The sequence below is a fragment of the uncultured Ferrimonas sp. genome (genome assembly GCF_947489035.1).
GTDB lineage: Bacteria > Pseudomonadota > Gammaproteobacteria > Enterobacterales > Shewanellaceae > Ferrimonas.
The window spans coordinates 161490-180664 of sequence record NZ_CANLCI010000004.1; the positions used below are offsets into that span (position 1 = coordinate 161490).

Consider the following 19175-nt stretch of genomic DNA (forward strand, 5'->3'; position numbering starts at 1 on the left):
GTTAAGATGGTTATTAAACCAGTTCGATAGCAACGGCAGTGGCTTCGCCGCCACCGATGCACAATGAGGCAACGCCTCGCTTTAACTTACGTTGCTTTAAGGCATGCAGCAGCGTCACCAACACTCGGGTGCCACTGCAACCAATTGGATGGCCCAGCGCACAGGCACCGCCGTGCACATTGACCTTAGCGTGATCCAACTTCAGCTCTTGCATCGCCAACATGGTCACCATGGCAAAGGCTTCATTGATCTCAAACAGATCCACGTCGTCGCTGTGCCACTCCAGTTGGTTCAGCAATTTCGACATCGCCCCCACCGGCGCGATGGTGAACTCGCTTGGATCTTGCGCGTGGCTGGCATGGCCGACAATCTTGGCCAAAATCGGCATGCCATTGGCGTTGGCGTACGCTTCGGTGGTCAGCACCATCGCCGCCGCGCCGTCGCTGATGGAGCTGGAGTTGGCGGCGGTAATGGTGCCGCCTTTGGCAAAGGCTGGGCGCAGCGCTGGGATCTTATCCGGGCGCGCATTGCCGGGCTGTTCATCCACGCTCATCACCACCTCGCCCTTGCGGGTTTTAATGGTGACCGGGGTGATTTCATCATCAAAGGCGCCCGCTTCAATGGCGGCATTGGCACGGCGTAAGGATTCCAGCGCGTAGTCGTCCATCTGCTGGCGAGTGATGCCGTATTGATCGGCAGTGGCTTGAGCAAAGGTGCCCATGGCGCCACCGGTGTAGGCGTCTTCCAAGCCATCGAAGAACATGTGATCCAGCACTTGGCCGTGGCCCATGCGCATGCCGCCACGCGCTTTCTCGAGCAGGTAGGGGGCGTTGGTCATGCTTTCCATGCCACCGGCCACCGCCACGTTCACGCTGCCCGCTTTGAGCATGTCGTGAGCCATCATCACGGTTTTCATGCCCGAGCCACACACCTTATTAACGGTGGTGGCGCCTGCCGCTAACGGCAACTCGGCGCCCAAGGCTGCCTGTCGTGCTGGCGCTTGGCGCAAGCCTGCGGGTAAGACACAGCCCATTAACACTTCATCTACTTGTTCTGCGTCGATGCTGGCACGAGCCAGTGCCGCCTTAATGGCCGCGCTGCCCAACTTAGGCGCGGCAACCGCGCTCAGTGCGCCTTGGAAGCCGCCCATTGGGGTTCGTGCTGCTGATGCAATAACAATTGCTGATCCGTTCGCCATGGTTACTCTCCGATGTAAAGGTTATGTTGCCAGATTACTGCAAACGTTACGCTTACGGCAACGTAAACTAACCACTTACGACCAAGGTCGAGTGTAAAGCCCAATTCAAACACCATGGACACTGCGCTCTGCCAAGTTCCAGTGATCAGTCAAGCAGTTAAAGTCTTACGCCAGCGCGTGACAGTTTGATGTATACCCGATTTATGCTCACTCGGTTCAAACACCTGTTCAATAAATAACCATCACTAATCAAACAATAACCGCCCTGCAGCAAGCTATACCTAGGGAAGTTTTCCCGACTTTGGTGCTTCCAATGCAAGCCATGACCAGCTGGGCCAGCCGCGCCCTTGAGCTCAGTGCCGCCCTGTTTATCTTCTTCTTAGGCAGCTTGGTGCTGCTGATTGCCGTGATGTACGTGCGTGATGTCACCCAGACCAAACAAGCGCTGCGGCGTAACTATCCGGTGGTGGGGCGTTTTCGCTATTGGTTTGAGCACATGGGGGAGTTTTTTCGGCAGTACTTCTTTGCCCAAGACCGCGAGGAGATGCCGTTCAACCGTGCCCAACGCAGCTGGGTGTACCGCGCCGCCAAAAACATCGATTCCACCGTGGCCTTTGGCTCGACTCGCCCTCTCAACCAGCCCGGCGATGTGATCTTCTTAAACTGTTTGTTCCCCACATTAAAAGAGGACAGCGTTGAACCGGATCTGATCACTTTTGGCGACAACAACTGCCCAACGCCATACCAAACTCGCAGCTTCTTTAACCTGTCGGCCATGAGCTTTGGGGCGCTGTCGGTGCCTGCCGTACAGGCACTAAGCCACGGCGCCAAACAGGCTGGGATCTGGATGAATACCGGCGAAGGCGGGTTATCGCCTTACCATTTAGAAGGGGGCTGCGATCTGGTGTTTCAAATCGGCACCGCCAAATATGGGGTTCGCGATAAGAAGGGCCAGCTCAGTGATGAAAAATTGCAGCAGATAGCCGCGCACCCACAGGTGCGGCTGTTTGAACTGAAACTGTCGCAAGGGGCCAAGCCCGGCAAAGGTGGGATCTTACCTGGAGAGAAAGTCACCGATACCATTGCCGCGATCCGTGGCATCACCGCAGGCGAGGATTCCATTAGCCCCAACGGCCACCCCGAGATCCGCAGCGTGGCCGATTTGCTGGACATGGTGGCGCACATCCGCACGGTCACCGGCAAGCCCGTCGGTTTTAAAGTGGTGTTAGGCGGCAGCGATTGGCTGGCGCAATTGGCGCAAGAGATCAACCAACGTGGCTTAGCCAGTGCGCCGGATTTTATTACCCTCGACAGCGCCGATGGCGGCACCGGCGCGGCCCCGCAATCGCTGATGGATTACATGGGCTTGCCCATCAAGCGCAGCTTGCCGCAGTTGGTGGCATGGCGTCAGCAGCATCAATTCACTCAACGCATTCGGATCATCTGCTCCGGTAAGCTGGTCAACCCGTCCGACGTGGCGTGGGCGCTGTGCGTCGGTGCCGATGTGGCGGTGTCGGCGCGGGGGTTTATGTTTGCGCTGGGCTGCATTCAGGCGCTGCAATGCAATAAAAACAGCTGCCCAACGGGGATCACCACCCACGATCCCAAATTACAAAAAGGGCTGGTGGTGGCCAACAAAAGCCAACGGGTCGCGGCTTATGCCAGCAACCTAATGCATGAGGTTGGGGTGATCGCCCATTCCTGCGGCGTTAAAGGCCCCCATCAGCTGTCCCCTCGTCATGCCCAAATCATCAATGATCACGGCCTGCCGACGCCGTTAGATCAATCTGGCTCATAGAACCGAAAGAATATTATTCATCCATTAACGCCACTGACTAATTCTGCGGCCATGAAAAAGGCGACGATGCCGAAGTATCGCCGCCTAGTCCGTTGCAGGGATGTAATGTTGTTGACGGCAACATTACAATTTCATCGTAACAAGGTTGGCCGCCAGAACGTAGCCCTTGTGCCCCTAAGCGATCCCAAAGCCAGCGTATATCGCCGCCTTTGTGCGCGAAGTCACAGCATTCCCCTTCACCAGTGGATTTATTTCAGCGGCTAAAAACGCCACTCTCGCCAGCCAAAAGGGCCGCCTTTTGTCGTTGCGGCACCATCGTCCCCGCCAACGCCGATCGACTAAAAAATCAGATTTAATGACTAAAACTACCCTGTAACGATTTCTTTACCGGTTAATGCGTTGTTAACAAAAAGTTTTTCAGGCAAGTTCAGGGCTCGGCGACAAGATAAGTTGCCATTTACACCAACCAAAAAGCACAAATGGATTGTTTGTTGAGCAAGGGAGAAAAAAGGATGAATTTGCATAAACCAACGCTGCTGGCTGTGGCCGTTGCCGCGGCCATCAGTGGTGCAGCCCCCGCCTATGCTGCCGAAGAAACCGCAGCGAAAAACGTAGAACGCATCGCCATCACCGGCAGCCGTGTTTCACCACGCAGCGTGGATGATTCACCGGTGCCTATCGACATCATCGATGCCGAAGAGTTTGAGCGCCAAGGCAGCACCGACATGGACAGCATGCTGTCGAAGGTCGTGCCTTCCTATAACGTCAACGATCAGCCCATCTCGGATGCGGCAACCTTGGTACGCCCAGCCAACTTGCGTGGCTTATCGCCAGACTCAACCCTGATCTTGGTCAATGGCAAGCGCCGCCACCGCGCGGCCGTGATCACCTTCTTGGGCGGCGGGATCTCCGATGGTTCACAAGCCCCAGACGTGTCCACCATCCCCACCATCGCCTTAGACAACGTCGAAGTGCTGCGTGACGGCGCAGCGGCAATTTATGGCTCCGATGCCATCGCCGGGGTGATTAACTTTAAACTGAAAGAAGACGCCGAAGGCGGCTCGATTCAAGCCCGTTACGGCCAGTACTATGAAGGCGACGGCGACAGCATCGTGGTTGCTGCCAACTTGGGCCTGCCCCTGTCTGACGATGGCTTTATTAACTTCAGCGGCGAATACAAAACCGCCGATGCCACCAGCCGCAGCGTACAACGTGACGATGCCGCCGGGCTGATTGCCAACGGCAACACCGCCGTGGCCAACCCCGCTCAGGTATGGGGTAGCCCAGAAGTAGAAGACGACTTTAAGCTGTTCTTTAACGCGGGTCTGGATCTGAACGACAACGCCACCGCTTACCTGTTTGGTAACTGGGCCGAGCGCACCACCATCGGCGGGTTCTACTACCGTAACCCTGAAACCCGCAGCGGCGTATACGCCGATGGCGATGGCAACCCGCTGATCGGCGATTTAACCGATGACATGAGCGGCAACTGTGATGGCTTAACCCGCGAACAAGCGATGGCCGACGCCAACTGTTTCGTCTTTAACGAACTGTTCCCTGGCGGCTTTACCCCAAGCTTCGGTGGCGACTTACTGGATCTGTCATTGATTGCCGGTGTTCGTGGCGAGTTCTCCAACGGCTTAACCTACGACTTCAGCGCCGGTGTTGGCCGCAACGAAGTGGAGTTCTTCATCAACAACACCGTGAATGCGTCCTTGGGGCCAGATACCCCAACCAGCTTCAAGCCAGGCAGCTACGTGCAGATCGAAAATGGCTTTAACGCCGATTTCGGTTACGCCTTCGAATACTTCGACTTAGCGTTTGGTGCAGAATTCCGCCGCGAAACCTTCGAGATCTACGCCGGTGATCCGGCCTCCTTTGAAATTGGCCCATTAGCAGCCCAAGGCTTCGGCAGCGGCTCAAACGGCTTCCCTGGCTTCCAGCCAGAAGCACAGGGTTCCAGCAGCCGTGAAAACTACGCTTTGTACGCTGAAGCCGGTGCCGAACTGAGCGACAGCCTGTTTATGGATGCGGCGGTGCGTTTTGAGGATTACCAATCCTTTGGTTCCACCACCAACTTCAAGATCAGTGGCCTGTGGCGTGCCAGCGATGAACTGGCGTTTCGCGCCGCCTTCAACACCGGTTTCCGTGCCCCCACCGTGGGTCAGGAAAACGTGCGTAACGTAACCACTCAGTTCTCTGCTACCGGCTTACAAGACCAAGCCACCTTGCCACCAACGCACCCAATTTCAGTGCAAACTGGCGGTAAACAGCTGGAGCCAGAAGAGTCCACCAGCTACAGCTTTGGTACGGTCGTGAACTTGGATGAGTTCAACCTGACCGTCGATTACTACCACATTGAAGTGGAAGATCGCATCAGTCAGACCTCGCCAATTCAACTGTCTACTGCCGACATCGACGCGCTGCTGGCCGGTGGTTACAACGACGCCCAAAGCTTCACCTCGGTGCGTTACTTCACCAACGACTTTGACACCACCACCCAAGGTATCGATGTTGTCGCGAGCTACCCATTTGAAACCGACATGGGTGACGTTAAGTTCTCGCTGGCCTACGGCTGGAACGAAACCGAAGTGGATAGCTTTAACCCTGCCAACATCAGCGACACCAAGGTGCGTTTGTTGGAAGAAAACCTGCCGCACCACAAAGGCAGCTTCAGCATCAACCACTCGTTTGGTGACTTTGATAACCTGCTGCGCTTCAACTACTACGGCGAATACTACGAGGATCACTTAGATTCTGAAGTCTTCCCAATTGAGGGCGATGCCGCTTGGACCGTCGACGCGGAAGTTAGCTACGCCTTCAACGAATCCATTGTTGCTACCTTGGGCGCACAGAACCTGCTGGACGAAACCCCACAGGACAACCCCTACGCTGGCATCGCTGGTTCACAGTATCCGGTAACCGCGCCAATCGGCATTAACGGTGGCCGCTACTACGTGCGGGTTGCTTACAGCTTCTAAGTTCTAAGCTGATCAAAAACGGCTGCCAATCGGCAGCCGTTTTTTATGTCTTAGCTTCGCCTTTACCGTTTAACCCAGCACTAGCACCACTCGCGGCTAAAGCCTTCGTTATCATTATTTAAGTCGTAACGGGTGCGCTGATACACGTAGTAGTTCAGCCAATTTGATAGCAGCAACGCCCCATGAGCATGCCAACGGGCATGAGGCGGCGCGGTCACGTCATCATTAGGGAAGTAGTTTGCGGGGATGGTTGGGTCTTGCCCCGCCGCTAAATCACGGCGGTATTCATCCAATAACGTGGTGCGGGTGTATTCCGGATGGCCCGTCACAAACAGATTGCGGTTATCTTTCGACACCACCAAATAAGCCCCCGCATCGTTAGAATGCGCCAGTACATCCAAGGCTTGATGGGCATTCAGCCAATCCAGCGGCACCTGAGCAAAGCGCGAATGGGGCACCCAAAACTCATCATCAAAACCGCGCAGCAATGGCACATGCTGGTGCACCCGCTGATGGGCAAACACCCCTGATATTTTAGTGGCCCGTAACTGGCGCTTAATGCCGTATAGGTGATAAAAAGCAGCGTGGGCCGCCCAGCATAAAAACAACACCGAGGTTGCATGTCGCTGCGACCAATCGATGATGGTTTGGATCTCGGCCCAATACTCGACCTGTTCAAATTCCAACGCCCCCAGCGGCGCCCCGGTGATCACCAAACCATCGTAGTTGTTGTGCCGCACTTGCTCAAAATCCCGATAAAAATCGTTCATGTGATCCAATGGCGTGTGCTTCGATGGCCGATTGTGGATCCGCAGTAACTCCACATCCACCTGCAACGGCGTGTTGCCTAGCAGCCGCAGCAGCTGAGTTTCGGTTTCAATTTTATTGGGCATCAAATTGAGGATCAGCAGCTTCAACGGACGAATGTTTTGCTGCGCTGCCCGTTCATCCGACATCACAAAGATATTCTCGCCACGAAGGATCTGTGACGCAGGCAAACGGCTAGGCACCTTAACCGGCATGGGTAACTCCTGTAATCAGCAACCTACCCGTTATATCAAGACATCTAGACGTCTACAACCCACCAGAGCCTTATGCAACGATAGCGACATTGTAATGGCACAGGTTTTTCTCCTACTATCGGGCTATAAACCTTTATCAATACCACTTTTATGTCCAATCTCAGTGCCATCATCGTTGGCGCCAACTCCGCGCTGTCACAACAACTGGCGCAACAGCTGCATCAACAAGGGATCACATTGGGGCTTATGGCCGCCGATCCCAACGCATTGCAACCGCTGCAACAGCAACTGGGCTGCAAACTGGTGGGGCTGGATATTCGCGATCCACAACAGTGTCAGCAGAGTTTTAGCGAACTGTGGCAGCAGCTTGATGGCGCCGCCTTGGTGATCATCAACACCGCCGCCACCGGCTTGGATCTCGAGCTGCCATGGTCGTTAGAACAAAGCATCATCGACGTGAACGTGCAGGGCTTTGCCGCCATCGCCAACGTTGCCTTTAAACAGATGGTGCAGCAGCAATATGGCCAGATCGGCTGCTTTACCTCAATTGCGGGGGAACGGGGCGGGCCCCAAGTGGCGTTTCATGCCAGCAAGGCATTTCAACAAAACTACTTACAGGGGCTGCGCTTACACGCACAGCGATTAAAGCTGCCAATCACCATCACCGATCTACGCTTAGGGTATCTGGATAAGATGCAGGGACGCGGCAACCGCTTGTGGGCAGCCTCGTTAGAGAAGATCGCCGGCCAAGCACTGCACGGTTTGCAGCGGGGCAAATCCCAGCTGTATTTAACCAAACGCTGGCGTCTGGCGGCCGCGATCAGTAACGCCTTGCCAGAGTTCATCTATAACCGTCGCCGTTACAAATAACGCCGCCAAAGAAGGGACACCATGCCAAGGGAAGCGCTGATCAAACAACTGACCGAGCACCTGCAACATCAGCTTGGGCACAGCCACGACGATCCCATTTTAGCGGCGCAGTTAGCGGTGGCGTTTTACGACGCCATGCTGGATTGGCGTGCCCCAGAGATCGGCGAGGCGGAACCCGTCGGCGCCATTATCGCCTGCGCCTTTGGCTATAAACGCCAGCCCAACGGCAACATCACCCCGGGGCCCATGAACCAATTACTGGCCAAGCGGGTGATCGAACTGCAACACCAATACCAATGCCCCGCTTACATGCAGTGGGAGATCAGCGAAGCGGTTGGCAGCAGCATCGCGCCACAGCATGTGGTAGCGATCAACCCCGACATTCACCCAGACGACGCCACCGTAAGTTACCTCAGCACCCAAGGGGTTATCGACAAAGTGGCCCAACAGGTGCCGGATCCGGGCAGCCTTGGCAAGGTGCTGATCGTCGCTTGGCGCCACCACGTTACCCGTTCGGTACGCATCGCTCAGGAAGCGGGCTTCGATGCCTACGCCCCCGCGCTGGATAGCCTGCCCTGCGATTACGACGCCAGCTCCGGCCAGATCTGGACCCGCAACCCACGCGACTACCTGCTGCACGATGTCTTAGTGCGGCTGAAAAAAGTGCAAGCGCGGTTACCAGGTCGCAACGGAAAATAAGCCAGTTTGTTGCCAGTATCACAATGACAACCGCCTCGCCCCCTATGATTTGCCCCTAAAGCGGGTAAAATCCGAGTTAAACCGTCAAGAATAGAAGCACCATGACCCAATTGATCCCCGTACCTAGCCTTGGCGTGATCCGCGCTACCGGCGCCGATCGCAAAACCTATCTGCAAAGCCAGCTCACCGCTGATTTGGCCAAACTGCCCGTCAACCAATGGCGCTTTGCTGGCCACTGTGACCCCAAAGGCAAAATGATTGCCGCCTTTCGTTTAGCCCACCTCGACGATCAAATTTTAATGTTGATGCCGCAATCGCTGCTGCAGCAAGATCTGCCCGCACTGAACAAGTACGCGGTATTCAATAACATCGAACTGGTTGATAGCGCCAACCAGCTCAGCTGCTACGCCTTGGTTGGCGCCGAAGCGGTGGCGCTGCTGGCCCAATGGCAAGGCGACGACAACCTGCGCCAGCACGGCCAGTGCATCGCCTTGATTGACGACGACCGCGCCATCATTGTGGCCCCAAGCGATAACGCCTTGCCGACCGAGTTAGCGCAGCTGCCGCTTGGGCAAGAATCGGCCTTTATCGCCTCAGAACTGCTGGCCGCTCGGCCGTGGTTTACCGCCGAGCACAGCAGCGAATTTGTGCCGCAGATGCTCAACCTGGATGCCGTGGGTGGCATCGCCTACGACAAAGGCTGCTACATCGGCCAAGAAACCGTTGCCCGCATGCATTTTCGTGGGGGCAACAAACGCGCGCTGTATGTGTTGGCAACCGATGCCGAAGCAACCGGCGAATTACAGCTGCAGGTTGGCGACAACTGGCGCAGTGCCGGTAAATTGGTGGCCAGCGCCATCGACGGCGAGCGCCAGATCATCACTGCGGTGATGAGCAAAGAGTTGCCAGAGCAGCCGCAATTCCGCTTGGGCGACACCCCAGCGCAGTTACTGCCGCGCCCTTACCCGCTCTTTGAAAAATAGCTTGCGGCCATGCCGTCAGCGCGGCCTTTAGACGCCACAGCCGTGGTTGCTAAAGCCGCCAACCAGAACAAAAACGGGCGCCATTAGGCGCCCGTTTTTTATGGTTAATACTATCCTTAACAATAGGTTCAATCACACGATGAGGACGGCATGGACATACTGAATGCGCGAGAGTTGGATCCGATGATCCTGATCGGCATCGTTAATGAAAAATTGCGTTTAGGCAGCGGTAACTTGGCAGATTTAGCGGCAGAGATGGAACTCGACAGCCTCGAACTAGAACAGCAGTTATCGAAACTGGGCTACCAATATCAATCCGACAACAATCAATTTATCCGCACCAAATAAGTTACTGGGCAGGCACGGCTTGGGTAAATTCATCCTGCTGCTGTGCTTGCCACGCCACCAACCCATGCTGCTGTTCACGCCAGCGGCATTCAGGGTGATAACCATCCAAATAATCCAGCAACGCCAATAACCGCAGGCTAAAGATGCTGGTGGTTTTTGGAAAGTGATTCAGGGATTCTCGGATCAAGCCCAACCCCAATTGCAGCGACAACAAATGCCGCTGCAGTTCACTGCTTTGCGGGGCTTCTCGTCGTTTTTCATGCTGCAACTGCACCGCGCTGTCCATTAAGCCACTTAAGGTAGTGGCCAGCTTGGCCATGTTCCAGTTACCGGCAAGGCGGCGGTGAAAATGGCCATCGCCAAAGCGATCATCCAAAAAGCGGCAGATCAGACCGTGATCGTACAGCGACCCCGCATCGGTCAGTAGGCACGGCGCCAATCCTAAGGGGCTGCTGCGGCGCAACAGCTGGGCGTGTTGCTCTTGCGCTAACGACAACTCTTCCAGTTCCACCTCAAGGTAGCGCGCCAATAAGCGCACCACCCGACAATGGGGGGAAGCTGGATTGAAGTAGAGGATCACCAATATTTCTCCACTGTGATCTGGCCGGGGGTACGGCGCAAATTCTTACGCAACCCCATCTCTTCCAACACCGCCGTGGTATCGCGGATCATGTCGGGATTGCCACAAATCATAGTCTGACTGCGCGCGGGTTTGATCGGCAGCTCGGCTTTTTCTTGGATGGCGCCCTGCTTTAATAGCTCGGGAATGCGGCCACGTAAGCTGCCCTCGTGATCTTCGCGGCTCACAATCGGCACAAACCGAAACTGCTGCGGGTGCTTGGCCACAATCGATTGAATCAGCTCAAGATAGGCCAGATCGTCACTGTGGCGTACCGCGTACACCAAGATGAACGATTCGTAGCGATCCCAGCAATCTTCGCTTTGCAGTATCGACAGAAAAGGGCCAACCGCCGTGCCCGTGGCAAACATCCACAGCTCGCGGCCTGCGGGCACTTCGTCTAGGGTAAGAAACCCATTGGGGCGGCTAGAGATCATCAGTTCGTCGCCGGCATTCAGCAGGTGCAGCTTCGGCGACAGTTCGCCCTCATCAACGGTGACCGCCAAAAACTCCAGCAGCGGCTGATGCGGGGCATTCACGTAAGAATAAGCCCGCTGTACCCGTTCGCCGCCTTGCTCTAATCCCAGCTTGCCAAATTGCCCTGCCACAAAGGGATCAACCGGCGCGTCCACTTTCAAACTGAACAGGCGTTCATTCCAATCAATACGTTCCACCACCTTGCCTTGGATCCAGTTGGTCATGCCCTCTCCTTAATTCGCCTTCGCGCGCCACCAAATTGGAAGCGTGAACCGGCCAATTTTTCCCCAAATGAACTTTAAGCGTAGTCTAAGTATTTAAATTTCGGTGAACTTTCCAAAATAGTGACGCTGGGCTCAAACGCAAAAAACCTCGCCGATGCGAGGTTTTTTTAGCCGTACTGTAACAGCGCGTGGTGCTTACTGGCTGTCGCTAGCCAACTCAGTTTGCGGCAGTTTTTCACTGCGGTCGACCAAGGTCACCACCGCCGCATCACCCACCACGTTGGCGGCGGTTACAAACATATCGATAATGCGGTCAACGGCAATGATCAACGCAAACGCCGTTTCAACCGGCAGACCCATCTGGTGGATCAACACCCCAATCATTACCGCACCACCGCCAGGTACGCCACCAGCGCCCACCGACAGCAAGAACACAAAGGCGATCAGCGCTGGCAACTGTTCCATGGTGATGGGCGCACCAAAGGCGTTGGCTAAGAAGAAAGCCGCAATGGTGATGTAGATAGACACCCCGCCCATGTTCATGGTGGCGCCCAGTGGCACCCCAAAGCCTGCGGTGGCTTTGCTCACCCCGAGTTTTTCAGTCAGGGTACGCATGGTAACGGGAATGGACGCATTCGAGCTGGCGCAAGAGAAAGCAAACAGCATCTGTTCACGGGTTTTCTGACGAAACTCCGCCGCGCTAACATCAGTAAACGCAGAGATAAGCAGCGGGTACACCACCAACATCCACAAGCACAGCAGGCCAACAATCAACGCGATGTAACCCAGCACCGAGGTAAAGGTAGAGGCATCTAAGGTTGCGCCCAGCTTCATCATCAGCGCAAACACACCGATGGGGGCACCGCGCATCACCATGGCGATAAGCGCCATCATGATCACATTGGCTTTACGGAAGCCTGCCGCAACCCCTTCAACTTGGCTGCCCAGTTGCTTCAAGATGAAACCCAGCAACAGCGCCATAAAGATGATTTGCAGCATGTTGCCATCGGCAAACGCTTGGAACGGGTTGCGTGGGATAATGTTCGCCACCAATTCCGCAATGTTCGGCAGTTCGGTATTGCTGATGGCGCTGCCCGCCAGTTGTGGCAGCTGCGCGCCCACACCGGGTTGCAGGCCCAACGCTACCACTAGCGCCACGGCAATGGCTAACAGGGTGTTGGCGATGTACAAGCCAAAGGTTTTGCCCCCCAAACGACCAAAGGCTTTGGTGTCTGGCAATTCGGTCATCCCACTGATGATGGAAACAAACACCAGCGGCACCACCAACAACATGATTAGGTTTACAAACATGCTGCCAACGGTACTGGCAATGGTCACTAAGCTTTGTGCCCACGCTGCGCCATCGGCGTAACCGCCACGCAGTAACATGCCCAGTACAAGGCCGAAAAATAGACCGATAAAGATCCGAGTGGAAAGGGTGTTCTTTGGCATAGATGACTCGTTGGCTGCAGGCAATAATGGGATGCAAAAGAGTCTACTGACTTCAAAAATTCAAAGCGAACGAGCGAAAAAACGTCATCGCCTCATTGATCAGCCAGTGATCTGGCGCACACCCACCACAGAATGCACCACCAGCGCCAACAAGGTAGTCAAATAAACCACCAAGTAAACCCTTACTGGCAGATAAATTTGTTTGTGAGCCAGCTCACGCCAGCGTAAATATATCGATACTTTGCTGGGCTGGCGTCCACTAACGCAGAGTTAATCACTGCCATAACGCCAGCTTCAGCAGCAACCGCTGCTTCGCAGGGCAGCGAATGGGTTCCGCGCTTCCCGCTGCTGGCCGAGCAACATCACCGGCGCCAGACAACAACGCCGCCAGACAACAACAACGCCGCCCAACGGCGGCGTAATGTTCATAACCGATGTGACGACAACGGTTCATGCAAGGGCGATGACCAAACCCGCTCTATTCCCGGTACAGCCACAGCCCTGTCACTCTTGCGGCAACGCTACAGCTGCTCGCTTAGGTGCTGCTGCAGTGCTTCAAACAGCGGCGCCGCCTGTTTGGCGGGCGCGGCTGGTTCCGCTGCTGGTTCCGCTGCTGGTTCCGCTTCCGCTTCCGAACTGACCTCAGGTTGAGCCTGAGCGTAGGGCTCTGGCTTGATGCTTGGCGCGGCGGTCACCGCCACTAACGCAACCTTGGCTTGCAACGGCGGCTGCAACGCCTGCAACTTCGCTTCAGCAGCGGCCAAGGATTGACTGGCCGCCGCCAGTTGTTGGCTGTGTTGCTGTTGCTGCGTTACTACCAACTGATTCAGCTGGCTTAGCTGCGACAACAACGGATGCTGCTGCAGCGGCTCAGCACCAAGCTGTTTGCCCAGCTGCTGCAACTGTTGCTCAAGGCTAAGCAGATAGGTCTCTTTTTCCCGTTCATCGGCGTCATCTAACTGTTGCACCGTTCGGCCTAGATGACGGCAATGGGCGGCCTCCAATTTAGCCTGTTCGGCTAAGGTGGCAATGGCATCCAGTTGGCGCGGGTTGGCCGCCACAAAATCGATCAACTTAGCCAAGCGCAGTTGCACCAGATCGAACGACACCGGCGCAGCACTGTCGAGATCGTCTTGCAGCAAGGCAGCCAGCCGCTGTTGTTGGGGCTGCACATACACTTTCGACACCGTTGCGATCTCCAGCTGCTGCTGTTGCTGCTGCAGTTTCACTAAGCCCTGCTCTGCTCGCTCTGGTTGCTGGGCAGCAACGTAGCTCACCAACCGCCGTAACTGTCGGCGCAAACTTTGGTACTTATTGGGGAAGTAACGCTCGGCCTGCAGCGACAACAACACCTGATCATTGGCAAAGCCCACCGCCAGCAGCTGCTTGGCGTCGGTGCGAATTTGCTGTGCTTGGGCCAACAACAATTCGGTTGCCGCCAGCGCATCCAGCGTCGCCTGATAACGGCTACGGCGACTGAACATACTGATGTGATCGTTCATCTTGGCTGGCGCATCTTGGTACTGCTGCCACTGTTGCTGCGCTTGCTGCCACGATTCGTCGGCGTCACTGATCTGCTCTGGGGCAAACCATTGCAGCTCGGCATCGTCCAACTGCTGTTGCAACGGCCCCATCCGCTGACGCAGTTCGTCGAGCACCGGCTGATATTGCGAAACGATCGTTGGGCTTAACGGCTCTGGTGCCGGCGTGCTGCTGCACGCGCTGAGACTCAACGCCAGAGCAACAAAAGAAACGGCAGTGATTTGCTTCATAGATACAACGCCCAAAAGTGTAATTGACCGCAGTGTATGGGGGTCAATAGTGCGGAGCAATCAAGGCTGGTGAAAAAAACGGCGGCTGGTTCACTTGCTCATGAACTTTGTTTAAGCTTGCTCGAACGGCTCACGTTGCGCTGGTTTTTGTGACGCATTGCTTGCCGATCGATCCAGCCCAAAGTCCGCCAAATTAAGGTCGCTTGGCAGCATTTTGACGGCCAATGGCTTGGCTGCGGCTCAGCGTTTATGCGCTGATTGCGTTGCACGGCGTGTTTTTGCAGATGTAAGTAGAGACGTGGCCGTATCAATGGCAACCTGCTTACGGCATGCGACGGCCTATCGCTTCTTAGCCTATTTTTAGCGTTCATACTGCTTGGTATTGGCGCAGCTATCCCCCTTATTTGAAAGGATTCAATGAATGTCGATAACCTTAATGCTGGCTGCCGCCTTCAACGCCCAGTGCATTGAACAGCAGTTGCAGCACGGCGATGACAGCCAAACCTTGGCGCAGTTGCGCCAGCGCTGTGCCGTGATTGAGCCCGCCCGCGAAGCAACCGCTGCAACACCAACGGACTCAGCCGCAACGGCCACCACAGACATTGAAGTGGCCACCGCCCAGCCAGAGATTGAACGCCGCTTTGCCCAAGAGAAAGCGTTTGAAGCGAACCGCTACGGCCTCAGTTCCCACATGAACAACTACGTGTTGCTGGCCAGCTACAACGCCAATGCCAACGAAGAGACGTGGGAATACAGCCCCGAAGGGATCTCGCCGTGGGAAGTCAAGTTTCAGTTCAGCTTTAAGGTGCCCGTTACCCCGAACTGGTTTGGCAACGACAACGGCCTTTACCTTGCCTACACCAACCAAAGTTGGTGGCAAGCCTACAACAAAGACGTATCGGCGCCCTTTCGCGACACCAACCACATGCCCGAGCTAATGTGGCTGCACTTCTTTGACGATGTGCATGTGGGCGATTGGCGCCTGTTGATCACCAACTTTTCCTTAAACCACCAATCCAATGGCCGCAGTGGCGAACAATCTCGCAGCTGGAATCGCCTGATCGCCACCACCGCTTTTCAGAACGACCACTGGGTTGTGGGGGCGCGCGCTTGGTATCGCCTGCCCGAAGACGACAAAGAGTTTGCGACGGATCCTAAAGGCGACGACAACCCCGACATCACCGACTTTATGGGCCACGGCGAGCTGTTTGGGATCTACGCCCGCGATGATCACAACTTCAGCCTGCGCGCCCGCGGCAACATCACTCAGCACAAAGGCGGCGTAGAACTGGGCTGGAGCTTCCCACTGAAGGGCAAGCTGCGCGGCTACGTGCAAAGCTATTACGGCTACGGCGAAAACCTGCTGGACTACAACCACAAAGCGGAACGCTTAAGCGTTGGGGTGGAACTCACGCCGATTTTGTAGCGCGTTAAGGGTAACCCGTGGCGGCAGCCCCCGTATTTCCCCCACGGGTTCCCCCCTTTGAGCCCATTATTCTTCCTGAAAAAAAATATTATTTTTGAGGCAACGCAGCCTCTTAACCGCGGATCCTGCCCACGGTTTCGCCCCATATGCGAAACGCCGCACAGCCCGACACCGATCCCAGCAAAGATTGTCAGCTTTGCCCCCCGTCGTCGTCCCATCACCCTGCCGCAACAGCAAAATTCTTTCTCTTAGTGGCCACAGCCTGCGCCCGCCAGCTCTTTTATCGTTAGCCCGCACTCCATATTGCAGGGTTAATCAAAATGACAACAAGACGCGATTTTATAAAGAAAATGGGGGTCGGCGTAGCGGGCAGCGTAGCGATGGCTCCGGTCATGGCAGCGCAGATCAATGCCGATCCAAACACCTGGGACGAAGAGGTTGATCTGATCGTCATCGGCTCTGGCTTTGCGGGCCAATCGGCGGCCATCAACGCCAAGCGCGCGGGCATCAACAAGGTGGTGGTGCTGGATAAGATGCAGGTGATTGGCGGTAACTCCGCCATCAACGGCGGTTGGTTTGCGGTGCCACGCAACCCAGTACAGCTGGCACAGGGGATCGAAGATGACTCGCCAGAGGTGTTGGTGGCGGATCAGGTCAAAGCCGGTCGCGGCCTGTCCAATCCGGTGATACTGAAGAAGATCGCCGATCACGCCCTCGACGCCTACAACCTGTGCATCGATTCTGGGGTGCAGTTTAAAAAAGATTTCAACATGCTGGTGGGTGGCCACTCTAAGGCGCGAGCCGTGCGAGTCGAGCAAGGCACTGGCGGCGGCATCACCCAACAGCTGTATCAACAAGGCTTAGCGGAAGGGATCGACTACCGCCTGCAGCATTATGTTGAAGATTTTGTGATGGCCAGCGATGCGCACGGCAGCAAAATTGAAGGGGTGATCGTCAACAAAGGTTATCGCTTCCCAGAAACCCACACCGGCCATACCGTCCGCATCAAAGCCAAGCGTGGCGTGGTGGTGTGCTCGGGCGGGTTCTCTCGCAACAAAGCCCTGTGCGCCATTGTTGATCCGGCGCTGGATCCAACCTTCGATTGCACCAACCAACTGGGTGCCACCGGCGAAGTCACCCTAACCGCCATGAACAACGGCGCCATGCCGGTGCACATGAACCTGATCCAATCCGGCCACTGGGGCTCCCCCGATGAAGGCGGCTTTGGCTGGAGCAACGCGCTGCTGTCCATCGGCTGGCACAAAGGCATTGGTGTCTCGGTGAACAGCGGCAAGCGCATCATGAACGAACGCGCCGATCGCCTCACCTGCACCAACGCCATGGTGAAGCAACGCCACGCCGACAACTCCCCCGCCTACCCAGTGGTGTTCTTTAACTACAACAACTACCAAGACGACGGCCGCGTAACCCGCGCCATCCGTGATGAGATGGCGTGGAAGTTTGATTCGGTCGAGGCGCTGGCCGCCAAGTTTGCGATCCCAGTGGCGCAGCTGAAGCAAACCATCGAACAGTGGAACGGCTACGTCAGCGCCCAACAGGATCCTGATTTTAACCGCAACATGGACAGCGCCGAGCGGCTGCAGCCGCCGTTTGTGGCCTCGCGGATCTGGCCCAAGGTGCACTACTGCATGGGCGGCCTTAAAACCGACAACGACGGTCGCGTGCTCAGCTCTAAAAGCTTCCAGCCAATCACCAACCTGTACGCCACAGGCGAAGCCGCCGGTGGCGTGCACGGGGCAACGCGCCTGAGTTCCTGCGCCTGTTTAGAAGGTCTGGCCATGGGCTTTGTCCTTGCTAAAACCCTCGTAACCGACGCAAAAGAGGCCTAAATCATGAAGAAACTGACTGTTATTGCCGCCGCTTTGCTGTTGGCCGCTAACGCCTACGCGGGCGACATCGTGCCGCAACCGGATCAAACCCAAGGCCGCAGCCAGCACAGCTTCATCTACCAAGATGATTGCCGCAGCTGCCACGCCAACAACCCGCAGCAATTCGTTGACGACAGCGCCTGTCGCGACTGTCACGGCCAGATGAGCGAGATTGCCATCCCCGAAGACAGGCTCACCTTCAGCGAAGCGGATCCACACCAAAGCCCGCACTACGGTGAAGGCGCCCAGTGCATCGCTTGCCACAGCGAACACGAACCATCCGCCCCAGTATGCCAAGAGTGCCACCGCGCTTGGTTTGACCAGCGTTAAGGAGCAATCATCATGAATCACAACAAGTTACCCCTATTGGTCGCCACCAGCCTGCTGTTGGCCTTACCGGCAAGTGCGTCAACGGCGGAAACCCAAGCCCAGCGCAACATTACTGAGCACGGCCACTTTATTAGTGAACAACAGCCGTACCAGCAAGCGACCCATGTGCCGTTTGTCAGCACCCCGTACGCGCCAGCGAAAACCATGCCAGAGCAGTGCCGCGATCCCAAAGTGGAGGCTTACATCGCCGCCTGGGAGCGGGGCGAGATCGACTTCAACAGCATTGAAGCCGACGCCACCATCGCCCAAGATAAGCGTGGCTGCACCACCATTGATGACGATGGCAACTACATCACCATGGCCAAGTGCAGCCTAGACAACGCCCCCGTTGGCTACATGTGGAAGGAGCTCAGCGACTGGCCGGTGACCATCGGCATCACCAACGGCAAACCATCGGATCACAACCCTCATTTCCACGGCCAGCCAGAGTGTTACTACGCCGTATCAGGCCGAGCGCGCACCTTGGCTCAAGGCCAATACCAGTGGATGGAAACCGGCGACTACTTCTACATTCCCGGCAACACCATCCACAACACCCCGATTGAAGATCCAAGCGGCTTTGGGGTGCTGTACTGGTATCCGAAAAACGGCCACTTTGATGGCTTCAAATACTACTGGCGCAACGACGTGAAGTACCTACGCCCGGCAGAAGCGGCCTTTGATGAGGTGGATCTGATGCGTAAAGCGGCAATGGGCTTAAACGAATATGGCGACAACGAAAGCTATTTCGACGCCAAGCGCGCTAACGCCAAATAAGCGTTAAGCCCTCATCATCACCTACGCAAAAGCCGCCTCGGGTTGCCCCAAGGCGGCTTTTTCAGCTGGTGTGCCCATTGGCTGTTGGCGTTGCTGTGCTGAAAGCATTTTCGCCTGCGCCATTCGGCACTGCATCGCTCAACGCTGTGAGTGCGGCCAAAAGAGCAGCTGCAGTGCCGATCTCACGGCGAATTGATCACCTGACGGTGATGGCTTTTTTGCCAACTTGGTGACGCCGAGTGAAGCAGTGATGGAGTAAAGCCGAAGGCAG

Annotated in this window: 17 protein-coding genes; 10 read left to right on the top strand and 7 right to left on the bottom strand. The window is 56.0% G+C overall.

Annotation, left to right across the window (positions count from 1 at the left end):
* Positions 1-13 precede the first annotated feature (13 nt).
* A complete protein-coding gene (locus tag Q0796_RS04285; protein WP_298440560.1) occupies positions 14-1198 on the bottom strand; it encodes an acetyl-CoA C-acyltransferase in 1185 nt (394 codons plus the stop codon).
* Positions 1199-1520: 322 nt separating this feature from the next.
* Between Q0796_RS04285 and Q0796_RS04290 the strand changes: the two genes are divergently transcribed.
* On the top strand, positions 1521-2996 hold the full coding sequence (locus Q0796_RS04290) for an FMN-binding glutamate synthase family protein (protein ID WP_298440590.1): 1476 nt from the start codon (positions 1521-1523) through the stop codon (positions 2994-2996).
* Positions 2997-3508: 512 nt separating this feature from the next.
* The gene (locus Q0796_RS04295) at positions 3509-5977 is read left to right on the top strand and encodes a TonB-dependent receptor (RefSeq protein WP_298440561.1); all 2469 of its coding nucleotides are present in this window, start codon (positions 3509-3511) and stop codon (positions 5975-5977) included.
* 80 nt (positions 5978-6057) lie between these two features.
* On the opposite strand, the gene metA is transcribed toward Q0796_RS04295, so the two are convergent.
* The gene (gene metA, locus Q0796_RS04300; protein WP_298440562.1) at positions 6058-6999 is read right to left on the bottom strand and encodes a homoserine O-succinyltransferase; all 942 of its coding nucleotides are present in this window, start codon (positions 6997-6999) and stop codon (positions 6058-6060) included.
* Between the two features lie 150 nt (positions 7000-7149).
* On the opposite strand from metA, the gene Q0796_RS04305 reads away from it, so the two are divergent.
* The 4 genes from Q0796_RS04305 to Q0796_RS04320 all read left to right on the top strand — a co-directional run bounded on the left by Q0796_RS04305 (position 7150) and on the right by Q0796_RS04320 (position 9899).
* Positions 7150-7869, top strand: coding sequence for an SDR family NAD(P)-dependent oxidoreductase (locus Q0796_RS04305; protein WP_298440563.1), 720 nt, complete (start codon positions 7150-7152; stop codon positions 7867-7869).
* 21 nt (positions 7870-7890) lie between these two features.
* The gene (locus Q0796_RS04310) at positions 7891-8568 is read left to right on the top strand and encodes a hypothetical protein (protein ID WP_298440564.1); all 678 of its coding nucleotides are present in this window, start codon (positions 7891-7893) and stop codon (positions 8566-8568) included.
* A 101-nt stretch (positions 8569-8669) separates the two neighbouring features.
* On the top strand, positions 8670-9551 hold the full coding sequence (locus tag Q0796_RS04315) for a hypothetical protein (RefSeq protein WP_298440565.1): 882 nt from the start codon (positions 8670-8672) through the stop codon (positions 9549-9551).
* 150 nt (positions 9552-9701) lie between these two features.
* Positions 9702-9899, top strand: a complete 198-nt coding sequence (locus Q0796_RS04320) for a DUF4250 domain-containing protein (protein ID WP_298440566.1) — start codon at positions 9702-9704, stop codon at positions 9897-9899.
* A gap of 1 nt (position 9900) precedes the next feature.
* Here the strand turns inward: Q0796_RS04320 and Q0796_RS04325 are convergent, their stop codons facing one another.
* From Q0796_RS04325 to Q0796_RS04345, 5 genes are all read right to left on the bottom strand, one after another.
* On the bottom strand, positions 9901-10479 hold the full coding sequence (locus Q0796_RS04325; RefSeq protein ID WP_298440567.1) for a glutathione S-transferase N-terminal domain-containing protein: 579 nt from the start codon (positions 10477-10479) through the stop codon (positions 9901-9903).
* A complete protein-coding gene (locus Q0796_RS04330; protein WP_298440568.1) occupies positions 10476-11219 on the bottom strand; it encodes a ferredoxin--NADP reductase in 744 nt (247 codons plus the stop codon). Before Q0796_RS04330 ends, Q0796_RS04325 begins: the two co-directional genes overlap by 4 nt.
* A 195-nt stretch (positions 11220-11414) precedes the next feature.
* Positions 11415-12671: a dicarboxylate/amino acid:cation symporter gene (locus Q0796_RS04335; protein ID WP_298440569.1), complete on the bottom strand. Its 1257-nt coding sequence runs from the start codon at positions 12669-12671 to the stop codon at positions 11415-11417.
* 274 nt (positions 12672-12945) lie between these two features.
* A complete protein-coding gene (locus Q0796_RS04340) occupies positions 12946-13125 on the bottom strand; it encodes a hypothetical protein (protein ID WP_298440570.1) in 180 nt (59 codons plus the stop codon).
* Between the two features lie 67 nt (positions 13126-13192).
* Positions 13193-14443, bottom strand: a complete 1251-nt coding sequence (locus tag Q0796_RS04345) for a hypothetical protein (protein ID WP_298440571.1) — start codon at positions 14441-14443, stop codon at positions 13193-13195.
* 421 nt (positions 14444-14864) lie between these two features.
* Here Q0796_RS04345 and Q0796_RS04350 point away from each other — a divergent pair, with 421 nt between their 5' ends.
* The 4 genes from Q0796_RS04350 to Q0796_RS04365 all read left to right on the top strand — a co-directional run bounded on the left by Q0796_RS04350 (position 14865) and on the right by Q0796_RS04365 (position 18904).
* Entirely contained in the window at positions 14865-15869 is a 1005-nt protein-coding gene (locus Q0796_RS04350) for a phospholipase A (protein ID WP_298440572.1), read from the top strand.
* Positions 15870-16249: 380 nt separating this feature from the next.
* Positions 16250-17719, top strand: coding sequence for a flavocytochrome c (locus tag Q0796_RS04355; RefSeq protein ID WP_298440592.1), 1470 nt, complete (start codon positions 16250-16252; stop codon positions 17717-17719).
* 3 nt (positions 17720-17722) lie between these two features.
* Complete coding sequence (locus Q0796_RS04360; protein WP_298440573.1) at positions 17723-18088, top strand: cytochrome c3 family protein; 366 nt, start codon at positions 17723-17725, stop codon at positions 18086-18088.
* 12 nt (positions 18089-18100) lie between these two features.
* Entirely contained in the window at positions 18101-18904 is an 804-nt protein-coding gene (locus Q0796_RS04365; RefSeq protein ID WP_298440574.1) for a cupin domain-containing protein, read from the top strand.
* Positions 18905-19175: the final 271 nt, after the last annotated feature.

Bases quoted from the DNA above. Each gene is read 5' to 3' on its own strand.
- metA (WP_298440562.1), bottom strand. From the start codon at position 6,999: ATGCCGGTTAAGGTGCCTAGCCGTTTGCCTGCGTCACAGATCCTTCGT.
- Q0796_RS04295 (WP_298440561.1), top strand. From the start codon at position 3,509: ATGAATTTGCATAAACCAACGCTGCTGGCTGTGGCCGTTGCCGCGGCC.
- Q0796_RS04285 (WP_298440560.1), bottom strand. From the start codon at position 1,198: ATGGCGAACGGATCAGCAATTGTTATTGCATCAGCAGCACGAACCCCA.
- Q0796_RS04345 (WP_298440571.1), bottom strand. From the start codon at position 14,443: ATGAAGCAAATCACTGCCGTTTCTTTTGTTGCTCTGGCGTTGAGTCTC.
- Q0796_RS04350 (WP_298440572.1), top strand. From the start codon at position 14,865: ATGTCGATAACCTTAATGCTGGCTGCCGCCTTCAACGCCCAGTGCATT.
- Q0796_RS04290 (WP_298440590.1), top strand. From the start codon at position 1,521: ATGACCAGCTGGGCCAGCCGCGCCCTTGAGCTCAGTGCCGCCCTGTTT.
- Q0796_RS04330 (WP_298440568.1), bottom strand. From the start codon at position 11,219: ATGACCAACTGGATCCAAGGCAAGGTGGTGGAACGTATTGATTGGAAT.
- Q0796_RS04360 (WP_298440573.1), top strand. From the start codon at position 17,723: ATGAAGAAACTGACTGTTATTGCCGCCGCTTTGCTGTTGGCCGCTAAC.
- Q0796_RS04305 (WP_298440563.1), top strand. From the start codon at position 7,150: ATGTCCAATCTCAGTGCCATCATCGTTGGCGCCAACTCCGCGCTGTCA.
- Q0796_RS04310 (WP_298440564.1), top strand. From the start codon at position 7,891: ATGCCAAGGGAAGCGCTGATCAAACAACTGACCGAGCACCTGCAACAT.
- Q0796_RS04340 (WP_298440570.1), bottom strand. From the start codon at position 13,125: ATGAACCGTTGTCGTCACATCGGTTATGAACATTACGCCGCCGTTGGG.
- Q0796_RS04315 (WP_298440565.1), top strand. From the start codon at position 8,670: ATGACCCAATTGATCCCCGTACCTAGCCTTGGCGTGATCCGCGCTACC.
- Q0796_RS04365 (WP_298440574.1), top strand. From the start codon at position 18,101: ATGAATCACAACAAGTTACCCCTATTGGTCGCCACCAGCCTGCTGTTG.
- Q0796_RS04320 (WP_298440566.1), top strand. From the start codon at position 9,702: ATGGACATACTGAATGCGCGAGAGTTGGATCCGATGATCCTGATCGGC.
- Q0796_RS04355 (WP_298440592.1), top strand. From the start codon at position 16,250: ATGGCTCCGGTCATGGCAGCGCAGATCAATGCCGATCCAAACACCTGG.
- Q0796_RS04335 (WP_298440569.1), bottom strand. From the start codon at position 12,671: ATGCCAAAGAACACCCTTTCCACTCGGATCTTTATCGGTCTATTTTTC.